A 23,609-nucleotide genomic window follows, 5' to 3' on the forward strand; every position below is an offset into this window, starting at 1 on the left:
ACCGGTAAAACCCGGCACGGAGTTGTCCCGCTTCGCACGCTATCCTGCCCCTCTCGCCCCTCACCCGGCCGTCGCGGAGTTTCCCCATAAGCCCTCGAAATATGGTCCCCGCCCGCGAGGACCCGCCGCCCGTGACGCCCCGGGTCGCCGGCCTCGCCCCGCCCAGGACCGCACTCGACGAAGCCGTCCTCTCCCGTCCGGCGCCGCTTCTCGCGGCGCTGCGCCGCCGCGTCGACCGGTTCGCCGCCGGTCCGCTCTTCGCACGGCTGAAACCACCGCGGACGGCCGAGGCGCCCCGTCCCGCGCCCGTCGCCGGCCCGCGGCTCCGCTGGCACGCCCCCGCCGTCCCGTTCGTACGCGCACCGGGCCTGCGCTCCTCCGCGTTCCCGCCCCCCGCCGAACACCGAAAGCAGCGTTCATGACTGGTTTTCTTCGCCGAATGGCCGGATTCCGTCCGCTGATCTGGCTCTCGGGCGCACGGCCGGAAATCCTCGCGCAATGTCCCAGCGAACGCGGGAAATACCAGGGCATCGGCGCCGCCGTACTGATCACGGCGGTCATGGCCGGAATTTCGATGGCGTTCGCGCTGTCCATGGCGGTCAAGGCGCCGTTCGTCTTCGCCCTGGTGTTCGCCGTGCTGTGGGGCACGGCGATCATGCTGCTGGACCGCTGGCTCGTCACCACCATCCAGCGGCAGGACCGCCGCCGCCACGCGTTCTACCTCGCGCTGCCCCGGCTCGCGTTCGCCCTGCTCATCGGCATCGTGGTGTCCACCCCGCTGGTGCTCCAGATCTTCAAGCCCGAGATCGACGTCAAGCTGGAGGACATGAAGGCCGCGGCGGCGAACGCCAACGCCACCGACGCCCAGGGCGGCGCGCTCGGCCGCAGGATCACCCGGCTCGACACCGAGGCCAAGCGCCTCGAAGGGATCATCTCCAGCAACGGCGACGCCGGCACCGACCAGAACGCCGACCCCACGATCGCCGGCCTGCGCAAGCAGGAGGCCGACGCCCTCAAGCGCGTCACCGACGCCCGCGAACGCCTCGTCTGCGAGCTCGGCGGCCGGGGCCGCTGCCGCGCCGGCGACGGCCCGATCGCCGCCCAGCGCAAGCAACAGCTCGCCGACGCCGAGGGCCAGCTCAAGAACATCCGCGACCAGATCGCCGCCCGCCGGAGCCAGCTCGAACGGCAGGGCTCGACGTCCCGCGAGAGCAACCTCGCGACCGCCAAGCAGCGCCTCCCCCAGGTCCGCAAGCAGCTCGCCGCGGCGCAGGCCGAACGCGCCCGCCTCGACAACGGCTTCGCCTCCAAGAACGCCGACTCCGACGGCCTGCTGCTGCGGCTGAAGGCCCTCAACGAGCTCACCGAGGACGAGAGCACCCTCGCCTGGGCGCACCTGCTGCTGATCCTGCTGTTCACGTCGGTCGAATGCCTGCCGATCTTCGTGAAGCTCCTGCTGACCCTCGTCCCGAAGAAGAGCCTCTACGAGGAGATCCTGGAGATCGAGGAGCACCGCCGCCGCCGCGTCGCGGAGGAACGCGCCCGCCGCGAGCAGAACGCGCAGATCCTCGAAGCCGAGGACATCATCACCCAGGCCCGCCTCCTGCGCGAGGCCCGCGACGCCGCGATCCCCCGGCTCGTCCAGGCCACCGTCAACGCCGAGACCCAGATCGCCCAGGCCGTCCTGGACGAATGGCGTACGCGCGAGATGCGCAACGTCCCCTCCAACATCGACGCCTACCTCAGCGCCGACGCGTACCCGCGCGTGGACCCGCACCCGTTCCCCGCCAACGGCAACGGCCACCAGCCCGCGCACACCGCCCCGCCCGCCCCGGGCCGCCCGTCCCCGGCGAACCCGCCCAACCCCGCCCCGCCCGGACGGCCCCGCCTCCAGCGGGCCCGCCCAACCCGGGCCCGCTCGCAGGCCCGCCCGGCCCAGCCGCCCCCACACCGCCCGGCGCGCCGAACGCGACGCCCCCGGACCGCCTGCCTCCCGCCGCACCCCCACCCGGCGGAGGCTGGAGCGCCTGAGCACCCTGAACGCCCGCCAGCGTCCCCCTGAGGTGCGAACCCGAGGGCGGGCACCCGGGGCCTCAGGGGAGCGGTCAGGGGCGAATCAGGGCGAATCCCGATGCCGCGTTCCCGCAGGAATGGGCATCATCAAGGCATGGACATGGAGAAGAACAGCAGCAAACAGCTTCGCCGGACGCACGACGGCCGCATGATCGCGGGCGTCTGCTCCGGCGCGGCCCGCTACCTCGGCGTGGACGCCAACATCGTCCGGCTCGGCCTCGCGGTCTTCACGCTCTTCGGCGGCGCGGGCATCGCGGCGTACATCATCGGGTGGGTGCTGATCCCCGAGGAGGGCGCGCCGACGTCGATCGCCGAGGACCTCGTCAAGAAGGGCAGCGAGTCGCCCGCGTTCCAGGACGCCGTCCAGAAGACCAAGGACGCCGTGGGCAAGAACCGGACCCGGGCCTGACCGCTCAGGGCGCGCGGGCGGAGCGGCGGGCGCCCGCGGGACGGTCGCCGTCGCCCGGCGAGCCGTCCCCGCCGTACGGGGAGCGCCCGTTGCCGGAGCCGCCCGCGTCGTGGCCGGGCGATCCCGGCAGCTCGGGAACGGGACCGGCCGCGGCGATCAGCCCGCCGGCCTCGGCCGCCGCGGGCTCGGCCGAGGAGGCGGGCAGGGCGGGCGCGGCAGGCGCGGCCTCGGCGCGGTCGCGCATCGAGCTGATCATGCCGCCGCGGACCTGGTTCCAGGTCAGGGTGAGCATCGCCGCGACCGACAGCCCGAGCGCGCCCGCGAGCGCGACGACCGCCTCCGGGCCGAGGACCTGCGCGGCGGCCCCGCCGATGAGGATGCCGAGGCCCTGCCCCGCGAGGATGCCCGACTGGGCCAGCCCGAACGCCTGCGCGCGCCCCTCCGGCGGCACGGCCGCGACGAACGCGGCGTTGGCCGCGAGCTGGTAGGCGCTGCCGACGCCCGACAGCGCCCACAGGACGACCACGGCCTCCAGCGGCGGATGCGTTCCGGAACCGATGAGCGGCAGGCACGCCAGCATCGACATCCAGCCCATCGCGCGCAGCCGGTTGGTCGGCCGTACGCACCGGCTGAACAGGAACGCGCCGACCACCATCCCGGCGGGCATCGCCGACATCAGCAGCCCGACCGTCACGGCGCTGTCGTCGAACGTCGCCGCGTACGGCGCCGCGAGCCCCTCCGGCACCACGTAGAACGCGCACAGCCACGCGAACGACACCAGCGCCCGCAGCGTCGGGTCGCCGAAGACCAGCCGCGCCCCGTCCCGCGTGCCGCGCCACAGGCCGAGCGAGTCGCGCCCCCCGCGTTTCGGCGCCGCCCGCCCGCGCAGGCCGACGATCAGGATCACCGCCGAGAGCCCGAACGTCACCGCGTCCAGGGCGAGCGCCTGGTACGTCCCGACGACCGCGACGATCGCGCCGCCCGCGAGGAACCCGAGCATCTGCGTGCCCTGGTGGGTGATGTTGTTGATCGCCGAACCGGCCACGTACTTGTCACCGTCGAGAACGTCCGGCAGCAGCGCCGCGCGCGCCGCCGTGAACGGCGCGCCGAGCAGCACGGTCACGAACACCAGCGCGCACAGCAGCCAGAACGGCATGGCCTGCAACGCCATCAGCGCCACCAGCGCGGCCCGCGCCACGTCGCACACGACCATGACCGTGCGGCGCGGGAACAGGTCGGCGAGGCCCGACAGCACGGGGCCGCCGACGATCGGCGGGATGTAGGTCAGCGCGTACGCCAGCGCCGTGAGCAGGGCGGACTCGGTGCGCTGGTAGACCAGCACCGCCAGCGCGACCTGGGCGAGCTGGTCGCCGACGAACGACAGCGCCTGCGCGAGCCACAGTGCGCGGAACTCACCGACCGCGAAGACCTCACGGTAGGTCGCCTGCTCCTCCGGCGGCCTACGGTGCCGGCCGCCGATCCGCCTTCCCGCCACGCGCGCTCCAGTTCAGTCCACCCGGACGTCCCCTCTATTAACTCACGCTGCGTGGCAGTTATGTGACCTACCGTGCCCGATTGGTGAAACCCTTCGGCCCCGTGACTCCCACGTGATCCGGGGCGCGCCTCAGTAGCCCAGCTCGTGCAGGCGCGCGTCGTCGATTCCGAAATGGTGCGCGATCTCGTGGACGACGGTGATCCGCACCTCCTCGACCACGTCCTCGGGGCTGTCGCAGATTCGCAGGATCTCGTCGCGGTAGATCGAAATGTGATCGGGCAGGACTCCGCCGTACCAGTCACCGCGCTCGGTGAGGGGTACGCCCTGGTACAGGCCGAGCAGCCCGCGCTCGGGGGCGACGTCCTCGACGACGATGACGACGTTGCGCATGTGCGCGGTCAGCTCGGCCGGGACGGTGTCGAGGGCCTCGCCCACGAGATCCTCGAACGCCTCCCGCGACATCTGCATCACCCGACCATTGTGCTCGACCGAAGGAGGCCCCGTGCCGTTCGCGCGCGCCCGCACCGCGCTCACCCGAGCGCTCGCCCGCGCCCGCCCCGCGTCCGTCCGCGCCGCGATCCCCCGCGGCCGCTGGCCCCGCGTCCTGCTGGTCGTCCTCGTCGGCCTCGCCGGCGGCTACGCGGGCCTCCTCCTCGGAGGCCGCGCCGACACCCCCGTCGGCCCCACCGACGTCTCCCTCGCCCTGCATCCGTCCTGGTCGGGCGGAACGACCCTCGACCTGCCCCCGCTCGGAGCTCTCCACCTCGACACCCACAGCGGCCCCCTGGCCCTCCACGCCGGCGTCACCGACCTGCGTCCGGGCCCGGCGCGCGAGCTCATCGAGAACGACTCCGAGCTCGACAAGCTCACCGACCAGATCGCCGTGCAGCTCCGCCACGCCGTCGTGGTCATGCTCCTGCGCGCGGTGGGCCTCGCCCTCCTGCTGTCGTTCCTCGCCGCCCTGGCCCTGTTCCGCTCCTGGCGCCGGGCCCTCCTCAGCACCGGCGCGACCGCGCTCGGCCTCATCGCCGTCACCCTGACGACCTGGCTGACGTTCAACCCCCAGTCGATCTCCGAGCCGCGCTACACCGGCCTCCTGGCGAACGCCCCGCAGGTGGTCGGCGACACCCGAGGCATCGTCGAACGCTTCTCCGCCTACCGCGCCCAGCTCGCCCGCCTCGTCGGCAACGTCTCCAAGCTCTACGCCGCGACCTCCACGCTCCCCACCTACGAGCCGGACCCGTCCACCCTGCGCGTCCTGCACGTCTCCGACATCCACCTCAACCCCACCGCGTGGAACGTGATCCGTTCCGTCAGCGCCCAGTTCCAGGTCGACCTGATCATCGACAGCGGCGACCTGATGGACCACGGCTCCAAGCCCGAGGACAAGTTCGCCGACGAGATCTCCAAGCTCAAGCAGCCGTACGTCTACATCCGCGGCAACCACGACTCCAAGAGCACGCAGAAGGCGGTCACCCGCCAGAAGAACGCCGTCGTCCTGGACAACACCCTCCGCGAGGTCGAGGGCCTGCGCATCTACGGCGTAGGAGACCCCCGCTTCACCCCCGACAAGAGCACCCGCGACGACAACGTAGGCGCCACCGAACTCCACGCCACCGGCTCCGTACTGGCCCAGAAGCTCCGCGGCACCGGAAACGCCCCCGACCTCGTCATCACCCACGACCCGTCCGAGGGCGACGCGTTCGCGGGCCTCACCCCCTCGTCCTCTCAGGCCACACCCACCAGCGCTCCACCAGGCTCCTCCCCGGCGGCACGCGCCTGTTCGTCCAAGGCTCCACCGGCGGCGCCGGCCTCCGCGGCCTCGAACACGAACAGCCCACCCCGATCGAACTCTCCGTCCTCTACTTCTCCCGCGCCACCCACCGCCTCCAGGGCTGGGACGACATCCGCCTGGGCGGCCTCGGCCTCACGTCCGCCCAGATCGAACGCCACCTGGAGCAGAACCCCGAACGCCCCCTCAAACCCCCCGCGACCCCCACCTCCCCCACTCCGACGTCCCCCACCCCCACCACCAGCACCCCCGCACGCCCATAACCGCTTATGCGCCAGACCAGGTTGTCCCCTATGCTGGTCAGGTCGAGTGGCACGCACCACCGCCACTCCCGGGCCCCCTTCGTCTAGCGGCCTAGGACGCCGCCCTTTCAAGGCGGTAGCGCCGGTTCGAATCCGGTAGGGGGTACCACACGCACGGCTGCAAGATCATCCCCCAGCACGTTCTGGGCGGCTACCCGCTGTCTCGGGTGTGATGGTCACCTGACACTCCACCCTGCTGCTCTCCACCACGTGCCGCATCTCCAGCCGGAACGCATCGAACAACCCGCGCAGCACCGCTTCTGGCAGGACCTCAAGCTCGAGCGGCCCACTGGGCAACTGCTCAAGCAGTCGCGACACGGGTATGGGACCGGTTCGCCCAGGACAACCACAACTCGGTGGTCCTGGCCCGATCCGGAGCGGGCAAGTCCCACTCCACCAAACTCGAAGCACTGCGGCTGCTCTACCACGGCATCCAGGTCGCGGTGATCGACCCGAAGACGAGTACCGGCGCCTGGCCGAAACCGCGGGCGGAACCCATATCGCCCTCGGCGCGCGAGGCGTGGCGTTCAACCCGTTCGACCTGCCCACCGACCAGAGCGGGGACGTCCTGACCCGCCGGGCACTGTTCACCCAGACCCTCATCGCCGCGATGCTCGGCGAACCGCTCGCACCGGCCGCTCGGCCCGTCCTGGACCGTGCCGCTTCTCGCCGATCTGGTCGAGCAGCTCGCCATCAGTTCAGACCCCGAAGGCGCGGCGCCCGCCGACCGGCTCAACCCCTACGTGAGCGGCTCCTACAAGGACCTGTTCACCGGGGCCACTACCACCCGCCCCGACGGGCACCTGATCGTGTTCTCTCTGCGGGGGACCTGCCCGACGAGGTGAAGTCCGTCGGGTCCTGCTCACGTTGGACGCGATCTGGCGCAAGGTCGCCAACTTTGCCAACCGGCGCCCCGACTCGTCGTCGTGGACGAAGCGCGGATGTTGATGAAGCAGGCCGAGGGAGCGCAGCCCACCACGGCCTGACCGATGGGCATGGTACTCCGCTCGCCCTCGTCCTGACCGGCGGCGACCGCGATGACGTCACCCAACTGGTGCCGCTGCTGGACAAGCTCGCGCCAATCCGCAGCCGGGTCGGACGGCCCCGTTCCAGACCGGACTGCCTGCTCGCCGACCGCGGCAAGTACCGGCGGCTGGTCTGGAAGCGAGGCGTCAAGCCCCACATCGCACGCCGCGGCACCCACCACGGCTCTGGGCTGGGTGTTCACCGCTACGTCGTCGAACGCACCACCGGCCTGCTCCACTGGTTCCGCCGCTTACGCATCCGCTGGGAGATCCGCGACGACATCCACCAAGCCTTCATGACCCTCACCGCAGCCATCATCTGCCGGCGACGCCTCAGTGGGGTGCGTTGACCGCGCGCCCGCGGGCCTGGGTGGACTGGATGAGCTTCAACGCCATGGCCAGGTCGGCGGCGCGCGAGCCGAGCCCCTTGGTGACCTTGGTCCGGTGCCTGATCGGGGCGAAGATGCTCCCGGATGGCCTTTGCTGCGACGCGAAACGAGATCCGACAGCCGCTTCAGGTTCACCTCGAAGACACGATGGCGAGCCGACGCACCGCGTCTGTGTCCGGATCCAGCAGGACTCGCGGATCGTTCATGAGAACCTCTAGACCGTCGCAAACGGTACTGGACAACGTACAGCCAGGGACCGCACCACAGCGGTAGCACATGCGCTGGTGATCAGGACATGTCGCGTGCTGTCATCCGACATGATAAACAGCAGTACTTACGAACCACGGGGAACGTCATATGAGCTCTCAGCCAGGGTCCCGGCATCACGGTCGTCTCGAACTGACCTGGACCGACAAGGACAAGACGCTTCTGTCGACTGGAAACGGAAGGTATGACTACACCTTCGTCGACCCGTCTGACTACCGTGTGTCCGAGGTCCGGCTCATGCAGGAGATCGGTCGTGTGGAGGCGCCCACACCGGACGACCGGCCGGAGGGACTACCCGAACCGACGAACGGCAACTTGCTGATCACCGGGGACGCTATGCACGTGCTCGATGCGCTAGCGAAAATTCCTGCTTACGCGGAGCAGTACTTGGGGCGAGTGAAGTTGGTCTACATTGACCCACCCTTTAACACAGGACAGGCGTTCGCTCACTATGAAGACAACATCGAGCACTCAATCTGGCTCACTCTTCTGCGGGATCGGATCCGCCAGATCAAGCCATTGCTTGCAGATGACGGCTCCATATGGGTACATCTCGATGACGCAGAGGTTCACCGCTGCCGAATGGTGCTCGACGAGGAGCTCGGCGCCGAAAACTTTGTCGCCACGGTCATCTGGCAGAAGGCATATTCACCCCGAAACGACGCACCAGCATTTTCCACAGACCAAGACTACATTCTAGTCTACTCGAAACAATCAGGTTGGCGTGGAAATCGTTGGGAGCGACTCGCTTCACGCGACGCGCTCTACAAGTCGACCGACGGCGACCCGCGCCCCTGGGTCTCCGGCGACCCAGCTGCTCCAAGCGCACACCGGAATCAGACGTGGGTATACGCCATCCAGTCCCCGTTCACTGGAGACCTGATCTATCCTGCCAAGGGACGTTGCTGGGGTCAAAACCAAGACTCGATGCAGAGGCTCGTTGAAGAATGGGGAGTGCCGTATCGCCGTGAGATGCTCGACGACGACGTGCGGCGAGCACTCATCTGCGGCGTGCCCGTCTCAGAGCTCCGCAAAGAGATCCCAGCACTGATGGTCGACATGGACGCGGAGCAAGCCGCAGCGATCGCCAGGGCCCGCTACGAAAAGGGGGCGTGGCCACGCTTGTACTTCACGAAGAGCGGGAATGGGGGCCTTAAGCTCAAGCGGTACCTCGATGAGATCAGCTCTTCCCGTGCACCCCAGACACTCTGGCTGCACGATTTTGTTGGACATTCTCGTACTGCCAAAAACGAAATAAAACTGCTGTTCTCAGACGAGACCCCATTCGCAACACCGAAGCCAGAACTCCTACTCAAGCAAATCATCAGCATCGGCACCAGCCCTGGTGAAATCGTCCTCGACTGTTTCGGTGGATCTGGGACGACCGCAGCGGTCGCCCACAAGATGGGGCGCCGGTGGGTGACCAGCGAACTACTGGCCGACACCGTCGCTCGCTACACGCTGCCTCGACTCTCCAAGGTCGTCAACGGCCAGGATCCTGGAGGCGTCACTACAAGCACGGAGCGAGTCCCAGCGACGAGCGATGACAAGAACGGCGGGGGTGGCCTCCCCGAAGGGATGACTCCAGAGGAGGCCCAGGAGTTCAACCGACTGCTCGGTAAGGTGGCGAAGGCCGTCGGGCCGGAGCTCAACGACACCGCGATCAAGGCCCTCAAGTCCGCAAGCAAGACCAAGGCCATCACGACCGTGAACTGGAACGGTGGGGGCAGCTTCACTCACCTTCGGGTCGGTGAGTCGATGTTTGAGCAAGTTGAGGGCGTCGTTCTTCTGGCGGACTGGGCTACCCAGGGTTCGCTAGCGGAGGCGATGTGTGCCCAGCTCTCGGTCGACTATCAGCCGGAGGGGATCTTCGCGGCGCGACAGGGGCGTACGCGGTACGTGATCATTGATGGGATGGTCGGCGAGGGAACCGTCGCGGCTATCGTCGATCGGCTCGCTGAAGACGAGGCAGTGGAGGTCTGGGCCACGCAGGTCGACGAGGCTGCAGTGGGGCTCCTGAAGGAGCGCCGTAAAGGATCTCGGCTCGAGCTGATTCCCGATAAGGTACTCGATAACTATCGGCGGAAATCGTCGCAGAAGTCGCCGTTCGGTGCGGGCCGGTCGGTCCCACGACCGCCCTCCTCGGCGGAAGGGGCGGAGGGTGCGTCAGCGTCGGTCGGCTAGGGGAGGTGCCTGATGGGTGAGCTGCGGTTTGAACCGGATCTTCTCGACGAGATCGCTCACCGACTGGATCTACGGAAGCCGAATCGCAGGGCGATCGAGTCGGTCATCCTGCGCACGTCAGACCACTACGACGTGCAGGGAAAGACCGAGGCCTACGAATGCATCGTAGACTCGGCGACGGGGGTCGGTAAGACCTTCGTCATGGCCGGCCTCATGGAGTATCTGGCAGGGGCTCAGGCTCCGGCTCGAAACTTTCTGCTGCTGGCGCCTGGGCGCACGATTCGTGACAAGTCCGTCAAGAACTTCACAGCGGGGCACCCGAAATCGATGCGCAGCCTGCTGCGGTCGAGCCCGTATGTAGTGACGGCAGAGAATTTCAACGCTCAAGCGACCAGGATCGCAATGGACGATCCGTCGCTTACCAAGCTGTACATCTTCACGGTCCAGGCGCTGACCTCCTCGACAGGTGACGGTCGGGCAACCCATGAGCCACTGGAGACACTGGGTAAGTCGTTTTTCGACTATCTGGCGGATCTGAACGACCTAGTGATCCTGGCGGATGAGCATCACTGCTACCGCGGCAAGGCGTTCTCGAGGACGATTGAGAGGCTGAAGCCGGAACTGGTGGTCGGAATGACGGCTACGCCCGTCCCAGCGGACGAATCTATGGTGGCCTTCCGGTACCCGCTAGCAGCGGCCATCGCGGACAAGCTGGTGAAGACGCCGGTGATGGTCGGACGCCGTGACGACCGTAGCGACGATGAGACAAAGCTTCTCGACGGAGTGAACCTGCTGCGTTACAAGGGCCAGGTGACCGAGGCTTACAGCCGGGAAAATGATCTTCCCACGGTAAATCCGGTCATGCTCGTCGTCGCCAAAGACATCGAGGAGGCCGAGCGCTACCAGGCCATTCTTGACAGCGTCGGCTTCGATGACGGTCGGTGGGTGGGGAAGACGTTGCTCGTCCACTCCAAGTTGGTTGGCGATCCCAAAGAGGCCGCGCTGGCCGCGCTGGACGCGGTTGAGGACCCCGATTCGTCAGTTCGCGTCATCATCAGTGTGGGCATGTTGAAAGAGGGTTGGGACGTAAAGAACGTTTACGTGATCGCCTCCATGCGAGCGTCGGTGTCCTCCGTTATGACTGAGCAGACCCTCGGCAGGGGAATGCGGCTGCCCTTCGGAAAGTACACCGGGGTGGAGATCCTCGACACGCTTGAGATTTTGGCGCACGAGAAGTACAGCGAACTGCTGGCCAAGCGCAAGGTTCTCAACGAGGCATTCATCGACTACAGCACCTATGCGGAGCTGCGCCGCCTGCCCGACGGCACCGAGGTCGTTCGGCAGAAGGAGGAGACGACCGACGGGGAGGTGATCGCTCCTCCGGTTCCCGCTGGCATTCGGGCGTTGTCAACTGCCCTCGATGGGACGGCGCCGCCGGAAAAAGGCTTCCTTCTGAATGAGAGGCCGAATTTTCCTGTGGGTGCGCCTTCGGAGGCGGCCCGCGGCGTCGTTGATCTGGAGACTCGGACACGTGAAGCGGCTGATGCCGCAGGTAAGACATCGAGTCCGGTCCAGTACGAGCCTCTGCCGGAGCGCGAGCCAATCCTCATTCCCAAGCTGATCTCCGAGGTGGAGAGCATCTCGGTCAGCTTGAACGACATCCATGACTACCGGCCGTTCGATAAGCTCGGTAACGCGCTCACCGCTGATATCTCACATGAACTACGGCGAACGAAAATCTCCGCTTCGCATGACGGACAGCGGGCCGTCGTCTATACCGAGGAGGCGACCGACAGGATCTCATCCGCGCTTCCACTGGACATCCCTCTGTCAGAGTCCCGCTCGATGCTCATCCGTCGGGTGATGTCAGTGAAGGGCGTTGCCAACCGGGCGCTAGAACTCGGCGCAGCGGGACGCATCGTCGACCGTGTAATCGACGCTATGGGAGACAAGGCGGCAGAGCATCTGTCAGCCTTCGGGGAGCGGTGCGGTCAGCGCCTAGCAGCGGAGGTTGCCAAGGCACTGGGCGCCATGAGCCGCTCGGCTCAGGTGAAGTACTCCGACAACGTTGAGCTTCTGGCGCTAAACAAACCCCGTCAGAGTGACCGGGCGCAGGCCCCGGGCCACGCTGACGGGTCGTTCGACAGAAAGCTCGCCTTCGGCGGTTGGCGAAAGAACCTTTACACCCACTCTTGGTTCGACAGCGAGCCGGAGTTCAAGGTGGCCAACTCTGCCGATGCGGCCAGGGACGTCGTTGTATGGGCTCGGCTGCACATCAACGATGTACCGATCACCTGGACCGCTGACGGGAACAAGTACAACCCGGACCTTGTGATACTCGAACAGATCGCTGGGAAGCGCTATGGCTGGCTGGTGGAGATAAAGGCTGCCAAAGACGTGAACTCCGAAGAGGTCCGGCGCAAGCGTAAGGCCGCTAAGAAATGGGCGAACACCGCGAACTCCTCCCCGGACATCGACGTTACGTGGGCATACTTGCTAGTTGGAGAGCAGGAGATCGCGGACGCCAAGGGTTCCTGGGAACACCTCAGGGGCTTCGGCCAGTAGTTTTCTGTTCCCTCTTGCCGCACGCGAATGATCGTCAGTGGAGTTACCAGGGCTGATCTCCAGTAGGTGGACAACTTGGGCGAACTCCAAGGCCGGGCCGTCTGGTTCGAGCCCTGCTGTCCCCAACCTCATTGCGCTTCCCCATCCAGAAGGGAAGGATCTTGTCGTCGACCGATAGGCCCCATCCATCAGAACTACCCACCTGCCGCGATCCGGCAGGGACCACCGATGGGGCACGGTGGAGGCCATGTGTGGTCGGGGGGATCGCTCCACCGAAACGAGCCTTCATCCTGCGTTAGGCAATGTCGAATCGGGCGGCGATGGTCAGGGCGCATCGTGATGGTTCGCGGGGGTGCGTTGTGCAGCCGTGCGTCTGGGATCCGATAGGGGGTACATCACAGACGGGTGCGGACATGCGTCCCACAGGTCAGCTGGTGGTTACCAGCAATTTTGTCCTCGGCTCCTGACCCGGTCACAGGCTGGCCTTACTGGTTCGCTGATACGCGGCTCCGCTCCGGTCATGGGCTGAAGTAGCTGTGAAGAGCTGTCACACACGCAGCCCGACGCGTGCTGTCGGGCGGAACGCGACGATGGCGCTCGGGCCCCGCGCAGGGTGTCCACGGACCGTTCGGCGGGGCTTGGGCGCGGGGAGGCGGGTTGTCAGGGCCGGGAATCCCGGACGGGCCGATCGCGCCGGACGCGTCGGCTACACGACGGGCACCCGGGCCAGGGCCTGGTGCCCGATCAGCGTGGTGATGGTGCCCGCAGCCGCGCGCTGGGCTGGCTCCAGGGGCATCAGGGGCGGCGAGCGCGCCGTGCGGATTGAAGTCGGCCCTTCGTTGGCTCGGTCGGGGTGGCGGTCCTCGGATCAGGTGGAGTTGCCGGCCTGGACGGCTGAGTCGTGGATGTCCATGACGACGGCGCCGCTGGTGTCGCTGTCGCCTATCTGAGCGTTCACCTTGCCGTTGCCGCCGAGTACCGCGTTGGAGTCGTCGTAGAGCACGACGTTCCGTTTGCCCTGGAGTTCGGTGCCGAGGTCGTCGTACCCGTCCGCCCCGATCGTGAATGCGCTCTTGCCGGCGGCGCTGGACTGGCCCTCATCGGTCACGATGCCGGTGCCCTGCTGGGGCGGGCCGCTCTGTGCGCCGTTGGGAGCCGTGGTCTGCCCGGCCGGCGTGTTCCTTGGCCAAGTGCGCTCTTCTCCGCCGTCCCTCTCACCGTCTTCGGTATGGTCACCCGACCTGACCTTCGAGCCCGACACGTCGACGGCGTTCAGGCCGCTCGAATCGGTGTCCCCGGTGTTGGCGTTGACTTGCCCGTTACGTTCGACGAACAGGTTGGAGTCGTCGTAGACGGCGACCTGGCCTTCACCCGAGACGTTCGCCGAGTGGTCTTCATATCCCGAAATGGCCGTGCCTTGCCCGTCCCCGAAAGCGGAATCGGGAAGGGGAAACGACTCGCCTTCGTGGATTCCATGCCCGATTCCGGGATGGGAAGGCCTGCCGGGCCTGGGGGGACGTGCCCGGCTCCGGCGACCGGCCAGCGCTGGGGGGTGGACGCCGAGCGCTCCGGAGGTGCGTTGCCGGGCAGATCCGCAGAGCGGGCCGGGGTGTCCCTTGCGCCGACCATCGAAGTACCGGACTCCAGCGCCGAACCGTTGTTGTCGATGCCCAGGGTCCCGCTTGCAGAGACGTCACCGGTGTTGCCGTTGAGCCGGGTCCCCTCCCCGGCCGCCAGCACCGATCGGTCGGTGGCGATCACGTTGTCCCTGCCGTAGACGTTCACCACGACGACGTACCGATCGGTGCTCTTCGCGCCCGCAGGCACCGGCGAACGGGACGCACCGGGCGACGGGGCGGCGTTCGCGCTGTTGCCCAGCAGGACCACACCAGCCGCCACCACACCGATCAAGGACGTGCGAAAAGACACCGTTCCCCCTTGCTGGCGCGGGCGACCGGCGCGAAATGCCGATCCGTTGAACGTTCCCGCATGTTGATCCGCCTCGCATATTAACGAGAATCAAAGGAACGGCGATTCTAAGACAGTCAATGACATGTCAATGCCGCGTTATATTATCGAACCAGCCATTTGATTGAATCGGCCGACGGCACCCTCAAGGGAGCAATTCAACTGGAACGCCGCGAAGGCCGCGCGGGGCGGGGATGTGAGCAACATCGGGCCGGCGATGTGGTGGCCGCGTGGATCGGGTGCGGGGTGGCGGCGTGCGCGACGTTCGCCGGGTCCTCCAGCACCGACCGGTCAGCAGCTAAGGCAGCCGACGGGCCTGTGACAGCTCACGCGTTGGGCGGGGAGTTCTAGGGTGTTCGGGTGCGTTTGTATCTCTCTTCGTGGCGGGTCGGCGATCGTCCGGAGCAGTTGTTGGGGCTGTTGGAACGGCCGGCCGGAGCGCGGGTGGCTGTGATCGCCAATGCGGTCGACGGCCTGGGCGAGGGGGAACGGCGGGTCGCGGTCGAGCGGGAGATCGACGCGCTCGACGGGCTCGGGCTGCGGCCGGTGGAGGTCGATCTGCGGGCGTTCTTCGGCGAGGGGCCCGGCCGGGTCGGGGAGGCGCTCCGCGAGTTCCCCATGCTCTGGGTACGGGGCGGCAACGTGTTCGTCCTGCGTCACGCTCTGGCGGAGAGCGGCGCCGACCGGGCCATCGCGGAGCTGGTGCGGGAGGACGCCGTCGTCTATGCCGGTTACAGCGCCGGCGCCTGCGTGCTGGCGCCGGAGCTGTACGGCCTGGAGCGGTGCGACGATCCGCGGGCCGTGCACGCCGCGTACGGGGCGGAGGCCCGCTTCGACGGTCTCGCCGTTCTCGACTACGTGGTGGTGCCGCACGTCGACTCGCCAGGCCATCCCGAGACCGAGGTTCTCGGTGCCGTCGCCGACATTTACCGCTCGCAGGGCGTCGCGCACCGGACGCTGCGCGACGGCCAGGCCATCGTGGTCAACGGCCCGGCCGTCCGCTGACGCGCGCGGCGAACGAGGCGTCTATCCGCGGTCCGCATCCGGTTCGGCGCTGCCATTTGGGGGCGCGGGGTTGGTGAAGAGGATCTCGCGGGCCTGCTCCGCGGCGCGGACGAGGCTTTCGGTGACGAAGTCCATGTAGCGGGCGACGCTCTCCAGGCGGGTGGCGGCGGGGGAGCCGGGGCCGAGGACGCTGACGCCTTCCCGTGCGGCCTCGACGAGCTGTTCGTTGTCCCGGGCGCTGCGGATGATCGACTGGTACCAGAGCGCGTCGTCCACGACGTAGCGTTCGCGGCGGCCTTCGGCGCTCTCCCGGCGGACGAGTTCGAGATCCGCCAGGGACGTCGTCGCCTTGGAGATGGACGCCGGGCTGACCTGGAGGCGCTGGACGAGCTCGGACGCGGTGAGGCTTCCGGAGTCGGTGGTGTAGAGGCAGGCCAGCACCCGGGACATCATCTTGGGCAGGCCAGAGCTCATGAAGACGGTCGTGAGGTTCTCCTCGTACTCGAGGACGGCCTCGGGGTCGCGCCCGTCGAGCTGCGGCGCGGCCTGCGAGCCCCGCGGCGCGGCCTGCCGGCGCCGGTGGGTGCGGCGTTCGGTGGCGCGGTGGGCCAGGTCGGCGCGGTAGGCGGTGGGACCGCCGTTGCGCATCACCTCGCGCGTGACGGTCGAGGTCGGGCGGTCGAGGCGCCGGGCGATCTCGGCGTACGCGAGGCCGTCGGCCAGTCCCGTGGCGATCTGCTGGCGTTCCTGCTGGGTGAGCCTGCCTCCCGGCATCACGGCCCCCTTCGTCCCCACGGTGCCCCATGGCGCCGCTCGGTGTGCTCTGACGCCCCCACCATAGCGTTCACCATCAGCACATTGCAACGATCGTCGATCTGCTCGTTGCGTTAAACGGCAGGCCGTTGCAATGATTTCGAGGCTATGAGCTGCGTAAACGCATGTCGGACGCAAAGGTGTTGTTGTACAGATCTGGAAAGCAACGTAGCGTTTCCAGTGTTCGAAACAACGAGCCGCACGGTGACGGGCGGCAAGAAGCGAGGAGAGCACGATGCACAAGTACGACACCCCCGCCCCGATCTCCGCCGTCGTGAACATCCCGGCCGGACGCGTCCAGGTGATCGCCGCCGACCGGGCCGACACCGCGGTCGAGATCCTGCCCGCGAACGCCTCGAAGGGCCGCGACGTGAAGGCGGCGGAGCGGGCCACGGTCGAGTACGCCGACGGCGTCCTGCGGATCGGGACCGCGGCGGGCAAGAGCCAGGCCCTCGGCCCGTCGGGGTCCGTCGAGGTGACCGTCCAGCTGCCGGCCGGCTCCCGGGTCGAGGCCAAGGCCGCCAGCGCCGAGTTCCGCGCCGTCGGACGGCTCGGCGACGTCGCCTTCGAGGGCGCGTACCGCCAGATCAAGCTGGACGAGGCCGCGGGCGTCAAGCTCATCGCGATCGACGGCGACGTCGAGGTCGGCCGGCTCACCGGTCCCGCGGAGATCAGCACGCCGCGGGGCGACATCCGGATCGCCGAGGCCGTGCGCGGCACGGTCGTGCTCCGCACCCAGTCCGGCGACATCTCGGTCGGCGCGGCCGCGGGCGTCTCGGCCTCCCTGGACGCCGGCACCGGCTACGGCCGCGTCAGCAGCTCCCTCAAGAACGACGGCACCGCCGAGCTCGACATCCGCGCCACCACCTCCCACGGCGACATCACCGCCCGCAGCCTCTGACCCGCCCCCCTCCGAGGAGCAGCACCATGACGAACCTGGCCATCGCGGCGAACGGGCTGCGCAAGTCCTACCCTGACAAGAAGGGCGACAAGGTCGTGCTCGACGGCATCGACCTGGCCGTCCCGCAGGGCACCGTCTTCTCCCTGCTCGGCCCGAACGGCGCCGGCAAGACCACCACCGTCCAGATCCTGTCCACCCTGATCCCGGCCGACGGCGGCACCGTCGAGGTCGCGGGCCACGACCTGGCCCGCAAGCCGGACGACGTGCGCGGCGCGATCGGCGTCACCGGCCAGTACTCGGCCGTCGACAAGCTGCTCACCGGCGAGGAGAACCTGCTCCTCATGGCCGACCTGCACCACCTGTCCCGCAGGGACGGCAGGCGCAAGGCCGCCGAGCTGCTGGAGCGGTTCGACCTGGTCGACGCCGGGGGCAAGACCGCCGGCACCTACTCGGGCGGCATGCAGCGCCGGCTCGACCTGGCGATGACCCTGGTCGGCGACCCGCGGCTGATCTTCCTGGACGAGCCCACCACCGGGCTCGACCCGCGCAGCCGCCGCTCCATGTGGCAGATCGTCCGCGAGCTCGTCGCCGGCGGCGTCACGATCTTCCTCACCACCCAGTACCTGGAGGAGGCCGACGAGCTCGCCGACCGCATCGCCCTCCTGGACCACGGACGGCTGATCGCCGAGGGCACCGCCGACGAGCTCAAGCGGCTGATCCCCGGCGGCCACGTGTCGCTGCGGTTCACGGCCGACGACGCGCTCAAGGACGCGCTCACCGCGCTCGGCGAGGGCTTCCTGGACCCGTCCGACGACGACCGGCTCACGCTCCAGGTCCCCTCCGACGGCGGTGTCGCGTCGCTGCGCGAGCTGCTCGCCCGGCTGGACGCGGCGGGCGTCGAGCCCGCCCACCTCAGCGTCCACACCCCCGACCTCGACGACGTGTTCCTCACCCTCACCGGCCAGAAGCAGGAGACCCCCCGATGAGCACCCTCACCCTCGCCGCGCGCGACTCGTCCACCATGGTCCGCCGCCAGCTCAAGCGTTTGATCCGCTACCCGTCCATGACCATCCAGCTCGTCGCCACCCCCGTGATCCTCCTGGTGGTGTTCGTGTACGTGCTCGGCGGCACCCTCGGCAGCGGCCTCGGCGGCGGCCGGGACGCCTACGTCAACTACGTCGTGCCGGGCATCCTGCTCATGGCCGTGGCGACCGCCGCGACCGGGACGGCGGTCATGGTCGCCACGGACATGACCGAAGGCATCATCGCCCGCTTCCGCACCATGCGGATCTCCCGGGCCTCGGTCCTGACCGGCCACGTCGTCGGCGCCGTCATCCAGCAGCTCCTCGGCATGGCCGTCCTGGTCGGCGTCGCCCTGGCGATGGGCTTCAGCCCGAACGCCTCCGCCGTCGAATGGCTCGCCGCGGTCGGCCTGCTCACGCTGTTCGCCGTGGCCATCACCTGGCTGGCGGTCGCCCTCGGCCTGAAGGCCCAGACCCCCGAGTCCGCCAGCAACGCCCCCATGCCGCTGATCCTGCTCCCGTTCCTCGGCAGCGGCTTCGCCCCCACCGACTCCATGCCGGCGGCCCTGCGCTGGTTCGCCGAGAACCAGCCCTTCACCCCGATCATGGAGACCGTCCGCGGCCTGCTCTTCGGCACCCCGATCGGCAACAACGGCGCCATCGCCACCGCCTGGTGCGTCGCGATCGCCCTGCTCTCCTACATCTGGGCCAAGAAGACCTTCAACAAGGCCTGAGCGTGAACGGGCCGAACAGGGCCGTCAGACCACCCGGTCTGACGGCCCTGAGCCTTTTCCGGCTGCCGCACGTTCACTTCCCCCGGTGCGGGCCCGGTGCGGGCCCGCACCGGTCTATCGGGCGAGTTCGGCGGGCTCGTCCAGCCGGGTCAGCTTCCGGGGGTTCGCCACCGCGTGGATCCGGGTGACCCGGCCGTCCTCGACGACCAGGCTCACCGCGGCGAGCCGGCCGTCGGCCTCGATCCGGCCCGCGGGCGCGCCGTTGAGCCACACGGCCGACACCGTACGGTCCGGTCGCGCGAGCAGCGCCGCGACGAGCTCGGCCCCGCGGACCGGTTCCCGGGCGGCCGAGGCGAGCCCGCCGCCGTCGGCGATCAGGACCACGTCCGGCGCGAGGACCTCCAGCAGCTCCTGCAACCGCCCCGTTCGCAGCGCGGACAGGAACCGTTCCACCACGGCCTCCTGCTCCGAACGGCTCACCCGCACCCGGGGCCGCCGCGCCGCCACATGCCCGCGCGCCCGCCGCGCGATCTGCCGCACCGTGGCCGCGGGCTTCCCGACGGCCTCGCCGATCTCGCCGTACGGCAGCTCGAAGACCTCGCGGAGCACGAACACCGCCCGCTCCACCGGCCCGAGGGTTTCGAGGACGGTGAGCATCGCGATCGAGACGCTGTCGGCGAGTTCGACGTCGTCGGCGATGTCGGGGCTGGTGAGCAGCGGTTCCGGCAGCCATTCGCCGACGTAGTCCTCGCGGCGGCGCGACAGCGCGCGCATGCGGTTGAGCGACTGCCGGGTGACGACCCGCACGAGGTACGCCCGCGGATCGCCGACCCGCGCATGGTCGACGCCGGCCCACCGCAGCCAGGACTCCTGGAGCACGTCCTCCGCGTCGGCCGCCGACCCGAGCATCTCGTACGCGACGGTGAACAGCAGGCCGCGATGGGTGACGAACGGGTCCTCGGCCATCCGCTCCTCGTTCATGCCGTCGATGCCGCCCCGGCCTTCCCGGGACGCCCGGCCAGCGGGATCTCGCACGCGTCGGAGAAGCCCTGCGAGCTGACCCCGTTCGCCACGTTGGCCCTGGTCGCCAGGTTGACGTAGGCGACGAACGCGGTGAGCTCGACCATCGCCGCCGGGCCGAGCCGCTCCAGCAGGCCCGCGTACTGCTCGTCGGTGACGGTCGGCGGCGTGGCCGTCATGGCCTCGGCGTACTCCAGCACGTCCCGCTCCAGCGGAGTGAAGACCTCTGCCTCGCGCCAGCGCGGCACCTGGCTCGCCTTGGTCAGGTCCAGGTTCTCGTTCCCCGCCTGGAAGTAGCCGACGTCCAGGCACCAGCCGCACCCGACCTGCGCCGCGACGGCCATGTGCGCGAACGACTTCAGGTTCGCGTCGACCGCGTTCCACGCGCCCGTTCTGGCGCCGAACTCCAGGTTGTCCTGCGTGACCCGCGGGCTGTGCCACAGCACCTCGACGTTCTCCGGCACGGCCCCGAGCTGCTTGATCATTTTCTCCTTGAGCTCCGCCGGGAGCTCGGCCTTCGGAAGGCGTAGCGCCATGATGTCCTCCACGTAGGTGTGCCGACTTCGGCATGAAGACACCGCCCCTCCCCCGAACGTGACACGCGCCGCGCCCGCGCCAGCACGCGGCGGGCCGGGCCATGGCGCTCGGCGTGCGGTGGCGTCTCGGCAGGGCGCGGGGCCGCCGGACGCCATCGCGCTCGGCTCCGCATCCGGCTCCGCGTCGCCTGTCAGATCGGGCGTTCGCCTGTACGGGAGCGTTCGGCGAACAGGCTGACAACGCCGATCTTCTTGTGGACGCGTGGGCGATCCGTGACGTTGGACTCCGCGGCCGGCTCCGCTCCCCCAGCGTCCGCAACCAGGAGTAACGATGAGACTATCCGCACGCGCCACCGCCTTCCTGGCGGCCGCCCTCCTCACCACCCTGACCGCGGCGTCCGGGACGCCCGCGGCACAGGCGGTCGGCGGCGACGCCGCGCCCGGCCCCAAGGCCCTCCCCGCCGTCGACATGGAAGCCACCGTGAAGGCGGCCCAGATCGACCCGCGGCGGGACGACGACACCCTGACCCCCGGCGCCAAGGCCAGCGTGCTGCTGGTCGAGCAGGCGCTGCGCGACGGGCACCTGCTCGACGCGAAGTGGGTGGACGGCTATTTCGGCACCACCACCGTCGCGGCCTTCGCCGAGTACCAGAGGTCGCTCGGCTACACCGGCCTCGCCGCCAACGGCCTGCCGGGCAAGACGTCGCTCACCAAGCTCGGAGCCGGCCGCTTCACGGTCGCCCGCGTCATCGAACCGGGCGCCCGCGTGGCCACCGGCGACTTCGTCATCAACACCCGTACCCGCAGCATGCTGGCCGAGGCGAAGCGGCTGCTCGGCCGCGACCTCGTGCTGGAGCAGGGCTCGTACAACCCCGGCGGGGACCCCACGTCCGCGGGCACCCACGACGGCGGCGGCGTCGTCGACATCTCGGTGCAGGGGATGGACGCCGCCACCCGTACCGCGGTCGCCCGCGCGCTGCGCCGCGTCGGCTTCGCGGCCTGGGTGCGCAGCCCCGACCAGGGCGACTGGCCGTGGCACGTCCACGCCGCCGCCATCAGCGACACCGATCTGTCCCCCAGCGCCCAGCACCAGATCGGCGACTACTACCTGGGCCTGAACGGGCTCGCCGACCGCGGTCCGGACGACGGGCCGCACGTGACCATCCGCACCTGGGAGGAGTACCGGCTCCGCTGACTCATCGACCCCCCGGCTCCGCAGAACAGAAGGAGAACAGCATGAGCAAGCTCACCAGGACCCTCACCGCGATGACCGCCGCAGTGGCGTTCGGCGGGGCGGCGGCCGCCATGGCGTCGCCCGCCTCGGCGGCGGGCCGCGACGGCGTGTGCGACAACGGCGAGTTCTGCTACTACTTCAACAGCAACAACGAGGGCTCGATCTCCGACTTCACCGGTTCGCTCGGCGACTACGGCACCGAACAGCCCTCCTGCTACGACTTCAAGGGCGCGGGCAACGGCCAGGGCCAGTGCATCAAGAACGCCGCCGCGTCGGTCTGGAACCGCAGCTCCCAGACCGTCCGCGTCTACTTCAACAGCAACTACGGCGGAACGCACCAGGACTTCGCCCCGGGCGCCAAGGGCAACCTCAACTCCAGCCTGAAGAACCAGAACGCCTCGCACGAGTTCAACCCGTCGTCGCGCACGAACATGTCGTACGGGCTGTACGCGCTGAGCGGCGGTTCCATCACCTGCGGCTTCGACGGCTACACCACCACGCCCGGCCGGCACGAGGGCATCGACATCGCCCGCGGCATCGGCTCGGACGTCCACGCCCTGGTCAGCGGCGAGGTCATCTACATCGCGCGCGGGGCCAACGGCAGCGGCGGCCTCTCCACGATCTCCGTCTACAACGCCTCGCTGAACAAGACCGTGATCTACCTGCACTCCGCGCCGCGGTCCTCCCTGGCCGTCGGCCAGCAGATCGGCCGCGACCAGGTCATCGCCGACGAGGCGTGGCGCGGGATCTCGTCCAGCTCGGGCGCGCACACCCACGTCGAGATGCGCCTCGGACGGCAGACGCACGCGGCCAAGAGCGTCAACGACCCGACCCTGGACAACCCGAACCCGACCTCGTTCTGGAACTCCCAGGGCTACAACGTCCGATAGCGCGCGGCGGCCTCACGGAAGAGGGAGACAACTGTGTCGAAACGAACCGCGCGCCTGATCTCGCGGCTCGCCGCGGCGGCGGCCGCGACGGTGCTCGGCGGAACGGTCCTCATCCCGGCGTCACCCGCCTCGGCGGCGAGCCGCGACGGCGTGTGCGACAACGGCGAGTTCTGCTACTACTTCAACAGCAACAACGAGGGCTCGATCTCCGACTTCACCGATTCGGTCGCCGACTACGGCACCGAACAGCCCTCCTGCTACGACTTCAAGGGCGCGGGCGCCGGAAAGGGCGAGTGCGTCAAGAACGCCGCCGCCTCGGTCTGGAACCGCACCACCAAGACCGTCCGCGTCTATTTCAACAGCAACTACGGCGGAACGCACCAGGACTTCGCCGCAGGCGCCAAGGGCAACCTCAACTCCAGCCTGAAGAACCAGAACGCCTCGCACGAGCTCCTGGGCTCCAACCCGCCGAACGGATGCAAGACCGACGGCACCGACAGCAAACTGCCCACGTCGATCCTGGTCTACCGGGTGTCGCTCAACCGCGTGGAACGGGTGACGTTCAAGACCTACGTCCAGAACGTTCTGCCCAACGAGTGGGTGCCGAGCTGGCCGAGCGAGTCGCTCAAGGCGGGCGCGATGGCCGTCAAGAGCTACGGCTGGTACTGGGCGCTGCACTCGACGCGCAAGACGTCGGGCGGCCAGTGCTTCGACGTCTACGACACCACGTCCAGCCAGGTCTACAAGCCCGGGACGGCGACGGCGACGACGAACGCCGCGGTGGACGCGACGTGGGACACCAGGATGACCCGCGGCGGGAAGATCCTCCAGGCCCACTACTGCTCGACCACCACGGCGTGCGGCGGATGGGTGACCGGGGACTGGATGTCGCAGTACGGCTCCCGCGACAAGGCCAACGCGGGATCGAGCTATTCCAGCATCCTCAAGTACTACTACAGCGGGATCGCTCTCTCCTGATCCCGTG

At 68.7% G+C, this 23,609-nt stretch carries 23 protein-coding genes, 1 tRNA gene and 2 pseudogenes; 17 read left to right on the forward strand and 9 right to left on the reverse strand.

Annotated features, from left to right (window positions below; all coding sequences use genetic code 11):
• Positions 1-131 precede the first annotated feature (131 nt).
• The 3 genes from GEV43_RS11740 to GEV43_RS11750 all read left to right on the forward strand — a co-directional run bounded on the left by GEV43_RS11740 (position 132) and on the right by GEV43_RS11750 (position 2,482).
• A complete protein-coding gene (locus GEV43_RS11740) occupies positions 132-422 on the forward strand; it encodes a hypothetical protein (protein WP_160820723.1) in 291 nt (96 codons plus the stop codon).
• Between the two features lie 17 nt (positions 423-439).
• Complete coding sequence (locus tag GEV43_RS11745) at positions 440-2,062, forward strand: DUF4407 domain-containing protein (protein WP_160820724.1); 1,623 nt, start codon at positions 440-442, stop codon at positions 2,060-2,062.
• A 105-nt stretch (positions 2,063-2,167) separates the two neighbouring features.
• Complete coding sequence (locus GEV43_RS11750; protein ID WP_160820725.1) at positions 2,168-2,482, forward strand: PspC domain-containing protein; 315 nt, start codon at positions 2,168-2,170, stop codon at positions 2,480-2,482.
• Between the two features lie 4 nt (positions 2,483-2,486).
• On the opposite strand, the gene GEV43_RS11755 is transcribed toward GEV43_RS11750, so the two are convergent.
• The gene (locus GEV43_RS11755) at positions 2,487-3,977 is read right to left on the reverse strand and encodes an MFS transporter (RefSeq protein ID WP_160820726.1); all 1,491 of its coding nucleotides are present in this window, start codon (positions 3,975-3,977) and stop codon (positions 2,487-2,489) included.
• Between the two features lie 129 nt (positions 3,978-4,106).
• Positions 4,107-4,445, reverse strand: coding sequence for a metallopeptidase family protein (locus GEV43_RS11760; RefSeq protein ID WP_175250027.1), 339 nt, complete (start codon positions 4,443-4,445; stop codon positions 4,107-4,109).
• A gap of 442 nt (positions 4,446-4,887) precedes the next feature.
• On the opposite strand from GEV43_RS11760, the pseudogene GEV43_RS54790 reads away from it, so the two are divergent.
• A pseudogene (locus GEV43_RS54790) lies at positions 4,888-5,418 on the forward strand (metallophosphoesterase); the annotation flags it as partial.
• 287 nt (positions 5,419-5,705) lie between these two features.
• Here GEV43_RS54790 and GEV43_RS54795 read toward each other — a convergent pair.
• A complete protein-coding gene (locus GEV43_RS54795) occupies positions 5,706-5,930 on the reverse strand; it encodes a hypothetical protein (RefSeq protein WP_241684126.1) in 225 nt (74 codons plus the stop codon).
• Between the two features lie 174 nt (positions 5,931-6,104).
• On the opposite strand from GEV43_RS54795, the gene GEV43_RS11770 reads away from it, so the two are divergent.
• The 4 genes from GEV43_RS11770 to GEV43_RS50025 all read left to right on the forward strand — a co-directional run bounded on the left by GEV43_RS11770 (position 6,105) and on the right by GEV43_RS50025 (position 7,446).
• Positions 6,105-6,180, forward strand: a tRNA-Glu gene (locus GEV43_RS11770).
• Between the two features lie 247 nt (positions 6,181-6,427).
• Complete coding sequence (locus GEV43_RS11775; RefSeq protein WP_160820728.1) at positions 6,428-6,643, forward strand: hypothetical protein; 216 nt, start codon at positions 6,428-6,430, stop codon at positions 6,641-6,643.
• Between the two features lie 84 nt (positions 6,644-6,727).
• Positions 6,728-6,916, forward strand: a complete 189-nt coding sequence (locus GEV43_RS54800) for a hypothetical protein (protein ID WP_160820729.1) — start codon at positions 6,728-6,730, stop codon at positions 6,914-6,916.
• On the forward strand, positions 6,913-7,446 hold the full coding sequence (locus GEV43_RS50025; protein ID WP_309239596.1) for a transposase: 534 nt from the start codon (positions 6,913-6,915) through the stop codon (positions 7,444-7,446). The genes GEV43_RS54800 and GEV43_RS50025 overlap by 4 nt, the downstream gene beginning before the upstream one ends.
• On the opposite strand, the pseudogene GEV43_RS11790 reads toward GEV43_RS50025, so the two are convergent.
• Positions 7,433-7,573: pseudogene (locus GEV43_RS11790) on the reverse strand (IS256 family transposase); the annotation flags it as partial. The gene GEV43_RS50025 and the pseudogene GEV43_RS11790 sit on opposite strands and share 14 nt — an antisense overlap.
• Positions 7,574-7,842: 269 nt before the next feature.
• Between GEV43_RS11790 and GEV43_RS11795 the strand changes: the two are divergent.
• Positions 7,843-9,936: a site-specific DNA-methyltransferase gene (locus GEV43_RS11795; RefSeq protein WP_160820731.1), complete on the forward strand. Its 2,094-nt coding sequence runs from the start codon at positions 7,843-7,845 to the stop codon at positions 9,934-9,936.
• A 12-nt stretch (positions 9,937-9,948) separates the two neighbouring features.
• Positions 9,949-12,501 carry a DEAD/DEAH box helicase gene (locus tag GEV43_RS11800; RefSeq protein WP_160820732.1) on the forward strand — a complete coding sequence of 851 codons (2,553 nt, stop codon included), beginning with the start codon at positions 9,949-9,951 and terminating at the stop codon, positions 12,499-12,501.
• An 868-nt stretch (positions 12,502-13,369) separates the two neighbouring features.
• On the opposite strand, the gene GEV43_RS11805 is transcribed toward GEV43_RS11800, so the two are convergent.
• Both GEV43_RS11805 and GEV43_RS11810 read right to left on the reverse strand, forming a co-directional pair.
• Entirely contained in the window at positions 13,370-13,609 is a 240-nt protein-coding gene (locus GEV43_RS11805) for a hypothetical protein (RefSeq protein WP_160820733.1), read from the reverse strand.
• 164 nt (positions 13,610-13,773) lie between these two features.
• The gene (locus GEV43_RS11810; RefSeq protein WP_160820734.1) at positions 13,774-14,430 is read right to left on the reverse strand and encodes a hypothetical protein; all 657 of its coding nucleotides are present in this window, start codon (positions 14,428-14,430) and stop codon (positions 13,774-13,776) included.
• 489 nt (positions 14,431-14,919) lie between these two features.
• On the opposite strand from GEV43_RS11810, the gene GEV43_RS11815 reads away from it, so the two are divergent.
• The gene (locus GEV43_RS11815; protein ID WP_206681132.1) at positions 14,920-15,474 is read left to right on the forward strand and encodes a Type 1 glutamine amidotransferase-like domain-containing protein; all 555 of its coding nucleotides are present in this window, start codon (positions 14,920-14,922) and stop codon (positions 15,472-15,474) included.
• A 21-nt stretch (positions 15,475-15,495) separates the two neighbouring features.
• On the opposite strand, the gene GEV43_RS11820 is transcribed toward GEV43_RS11815, so the two are convergent.
• Positions 15,496-16,248, reverse strand: a complete 753-nt coding sequence (locus GEV43_RS11820; RefSeq protein ID WP_160820736.1) for a helix-turn-helix domain-containing protein — start codon at positions 16,246-16,248, stop codon at positions 15,496-15,498.
• Positions 16,249-16,522: 274 nt separating this feature from the next.
• Between GEV43_RS11820 and GEV43_RS11825 the strand changes: the two genes are divergently transcribed.
• The 3 genes from GEV43_RS11825 to GEV43_RS11835 are packed head-to-tail and all read left to right on the forward strand — an operon-like array spanning position 16,523 to position 18,944.
• Positions 16,523-17,188, forward strand: a complete 666-nt coding sequence (locus GEV43_RS11825) for a DUF4097 family beta strand repeat-containing protein (protein WP_160820737.1) — start codon at positions 16,523-16,525, stop codon at positions 17,186-17,188.
• Positions 17,189-17,214: 26 nt separating this feature from the next.
• Entirely contained in the window at positions 17,215-18,174 is a 960-nt protein-coding gene (locus GEV43_RS11830) for an ATP-binding cassette domain-containing protein (RefSeq protein WP_160820738.1), read from the forward strand.
• Complete coding sequence (locus GEV43_RS11835) at positions 18,171-18,944, forward strand: ABC transporter permease (RefSeq protein WP_160820739.1); 774 nt, start codon at positions 18,171-18,173, stop codon at positions 18,942-18,944. Before GEV43_RS11830 ends, GEV43_RS11835 begins: the two co-directional genes overlap by 4 nt.
• Positions 18,945-19,058: 114 nt before the next feature.
• Here GEV43_RS11835 and sigJ read toward each other — a convergent pair whose 3' ends face one another.
• On the reverse strand, positions 19,059-19,925 hold the full coding sequence (sigJ, locus tag GEV43_RS11840) for an RNA polymerase sigma factor SigJ (protein ID WP_206681133.1): 867 nt from the start codon (positions 19,923-19,925) through the stop codon (positions 19,059-19,061).
• Positions 19,922-20,500 (reverse strand): carboxymuconolactone decarboxylase family protein, encoded by a 579-nt coding sequence (locus GEV43_RS11845; protein WP_160820740.1) that lies wholly within the window; start codon positions 20,498-20,500, stop codon positions 19,922-19,924. The genes sigJ and GEV43_RS11845 overlap by 4 nt, the downstream gene beginning before the upstream one ends.
• Before the next feature lie 331 nt (positions 20,501-20,831).
• Here GEV43_RS11845 and GEV43_RS11850 point away from each other — a divergent pair, with 331 nt between their 5' ends.
• From GEV43_RS11850 to GEV43_RS11860, 3 genes are read left to right on the forward strand one after another with little or no spacing between them, the layout of a single operon-like run.
• Positions 20,832-21,695, forward strand: a complete 864-nt coding sequence (locus GEV43_RS11850; RefSeq protein ID WP_160820741.1) for a peptidoglycan-binding protein — start codon at positions 20,832-20,834, stop codon at positions 21,693-21,695.
• A gap of 41 nt (positions 21,696-21,736) precedes the next feature.
• A complete protein-coding gene (locus GEV43_RS11855; protein WP_160820742.1) occupies positions 21,737-22,624 on the forward strand; it encodes a peptidase inhibitor family I36 protein in 888 nt (295 codons plus the stop codon).
• 33 nt (positions 22,625-22,657) lie between these two features.
• Positions 22,658-23,602: a SpoIID/LytB domain-containing protein gene (locus tag GEV43_RS11860; RefSeq protein ID WP_160820743.1), complete on the forward strand. Its 945-nt coding sequence runs from the start codon at positions 22,658-22,660 to the stop codon at positions 23,600-23,602.
• Positions 23,603-23,609 lie beyond the last annotated feature (7 nt).

It is taken from the genome of Actinomadura sp. J1-007 (assembly GCF_009793335.1).
Lineage (GTDB): Bacteria > Actinomycetota > Actinomycetes > Streptosporangiales > Streptosporangiaceae > Spirillospora > Spirillospora yumaensis.

Excerpts from the sequence above, each read along its gene's own strand:
- GEV43_RS11745 (WP_160820724.1), top strand. The coding sequence starts at position 440 with ATGGCCGGATTCCGTCCGCTGATCTGGCTCTCGGGCGCACGGCCGGAA.
- GEV43_RS11750 (WP_160820725.1), top strand. The coding sequence starts at position 2,168 with ATGGACATGGAGAAGAACAGCAGCAAACAGCTTCGCCGGACGCACGAC.
- GEV43_RS11760 (WP_175250027.1), bottom strand. The coding sequence starts at position 4,445 with ATGCAGATGTCGCGGGAGGCGTTCGAGGATCTCGTGGGCGAGGCCCTC.
- GEV43_RS11795 (WP_160820731.1), top strand. The coding sequence starts at position 7,843 with ATGAGCTCTCAGCCAGGGTCCCGGCATCACGGTCGTCTCGAACTGACC.
- GEV43_RS11800 (WP_160820732.1), top strand. The coding sequence starts at position 9,949 with ATGGGTGAGCTGCGGTTTGAACCGGATCTTCTCGACGAGATCGCTCAC.
- GEV43_RS11820 (WP_160820736.1), bottom strand. The coding sequence starts at position 16,248 with ATGCCGGGAGGCAGGCTCACCCAGCAGGAACGCCAGCAGATCGCCACG.
- GEV43_RS11825 (WP_160820737.1), top strand. The coding sequence starts at position 16,523 with ATGCACAAGTACGACACCCCCGCCCCGATCTCCGCCGTCGTGAACATC.
- GEV43_RS11830 (WP_160820738.1), top strand. The coding sequence starts at position 17,215 with ATGACGAACCTGGCCATCGCGGCGAACGGGCTGCGCAAGTCCTACCCT.
- GEV43_RS11835 (WP_160820739.1), top strand. The coding sequence starts at position 18,171 with ATGAGCACCCTCACCCTCGCCGCGCGCGACTCGTCCACCATGGTCCGC.
- sigJ (WP_206681133.1), bottom strand. The coding sequence starts at position 19,925 with ATGAACGAGGAGCGGATGGCCGAGGACCCGTTCGTCACCCATCGCGGC.
- GEV43_RS11845 (WP_160820740.1), bottom strand. The coding sequence starts at position 20,500 with ATGGCGCTACGCCTTCCGAAGGCCGAGCTCCCGGCGGAGCTCAAGGAG.
- GEV43_RS11850 (WP_160820741.1), top strand. The coding sequence starts at position 20,832 with ATGAGACTATCCGCACGCGCCACCGCCTTCCTGGCGGCCGCCCTCCTC.
- GEV43_RS11855 (WP_160820742.1), top strand. The coding sequence starts at position 21,737 with ATGAGCAAGCTCACCAGGACCCTCACCGCGATGACCGCCGCAGTGGCG.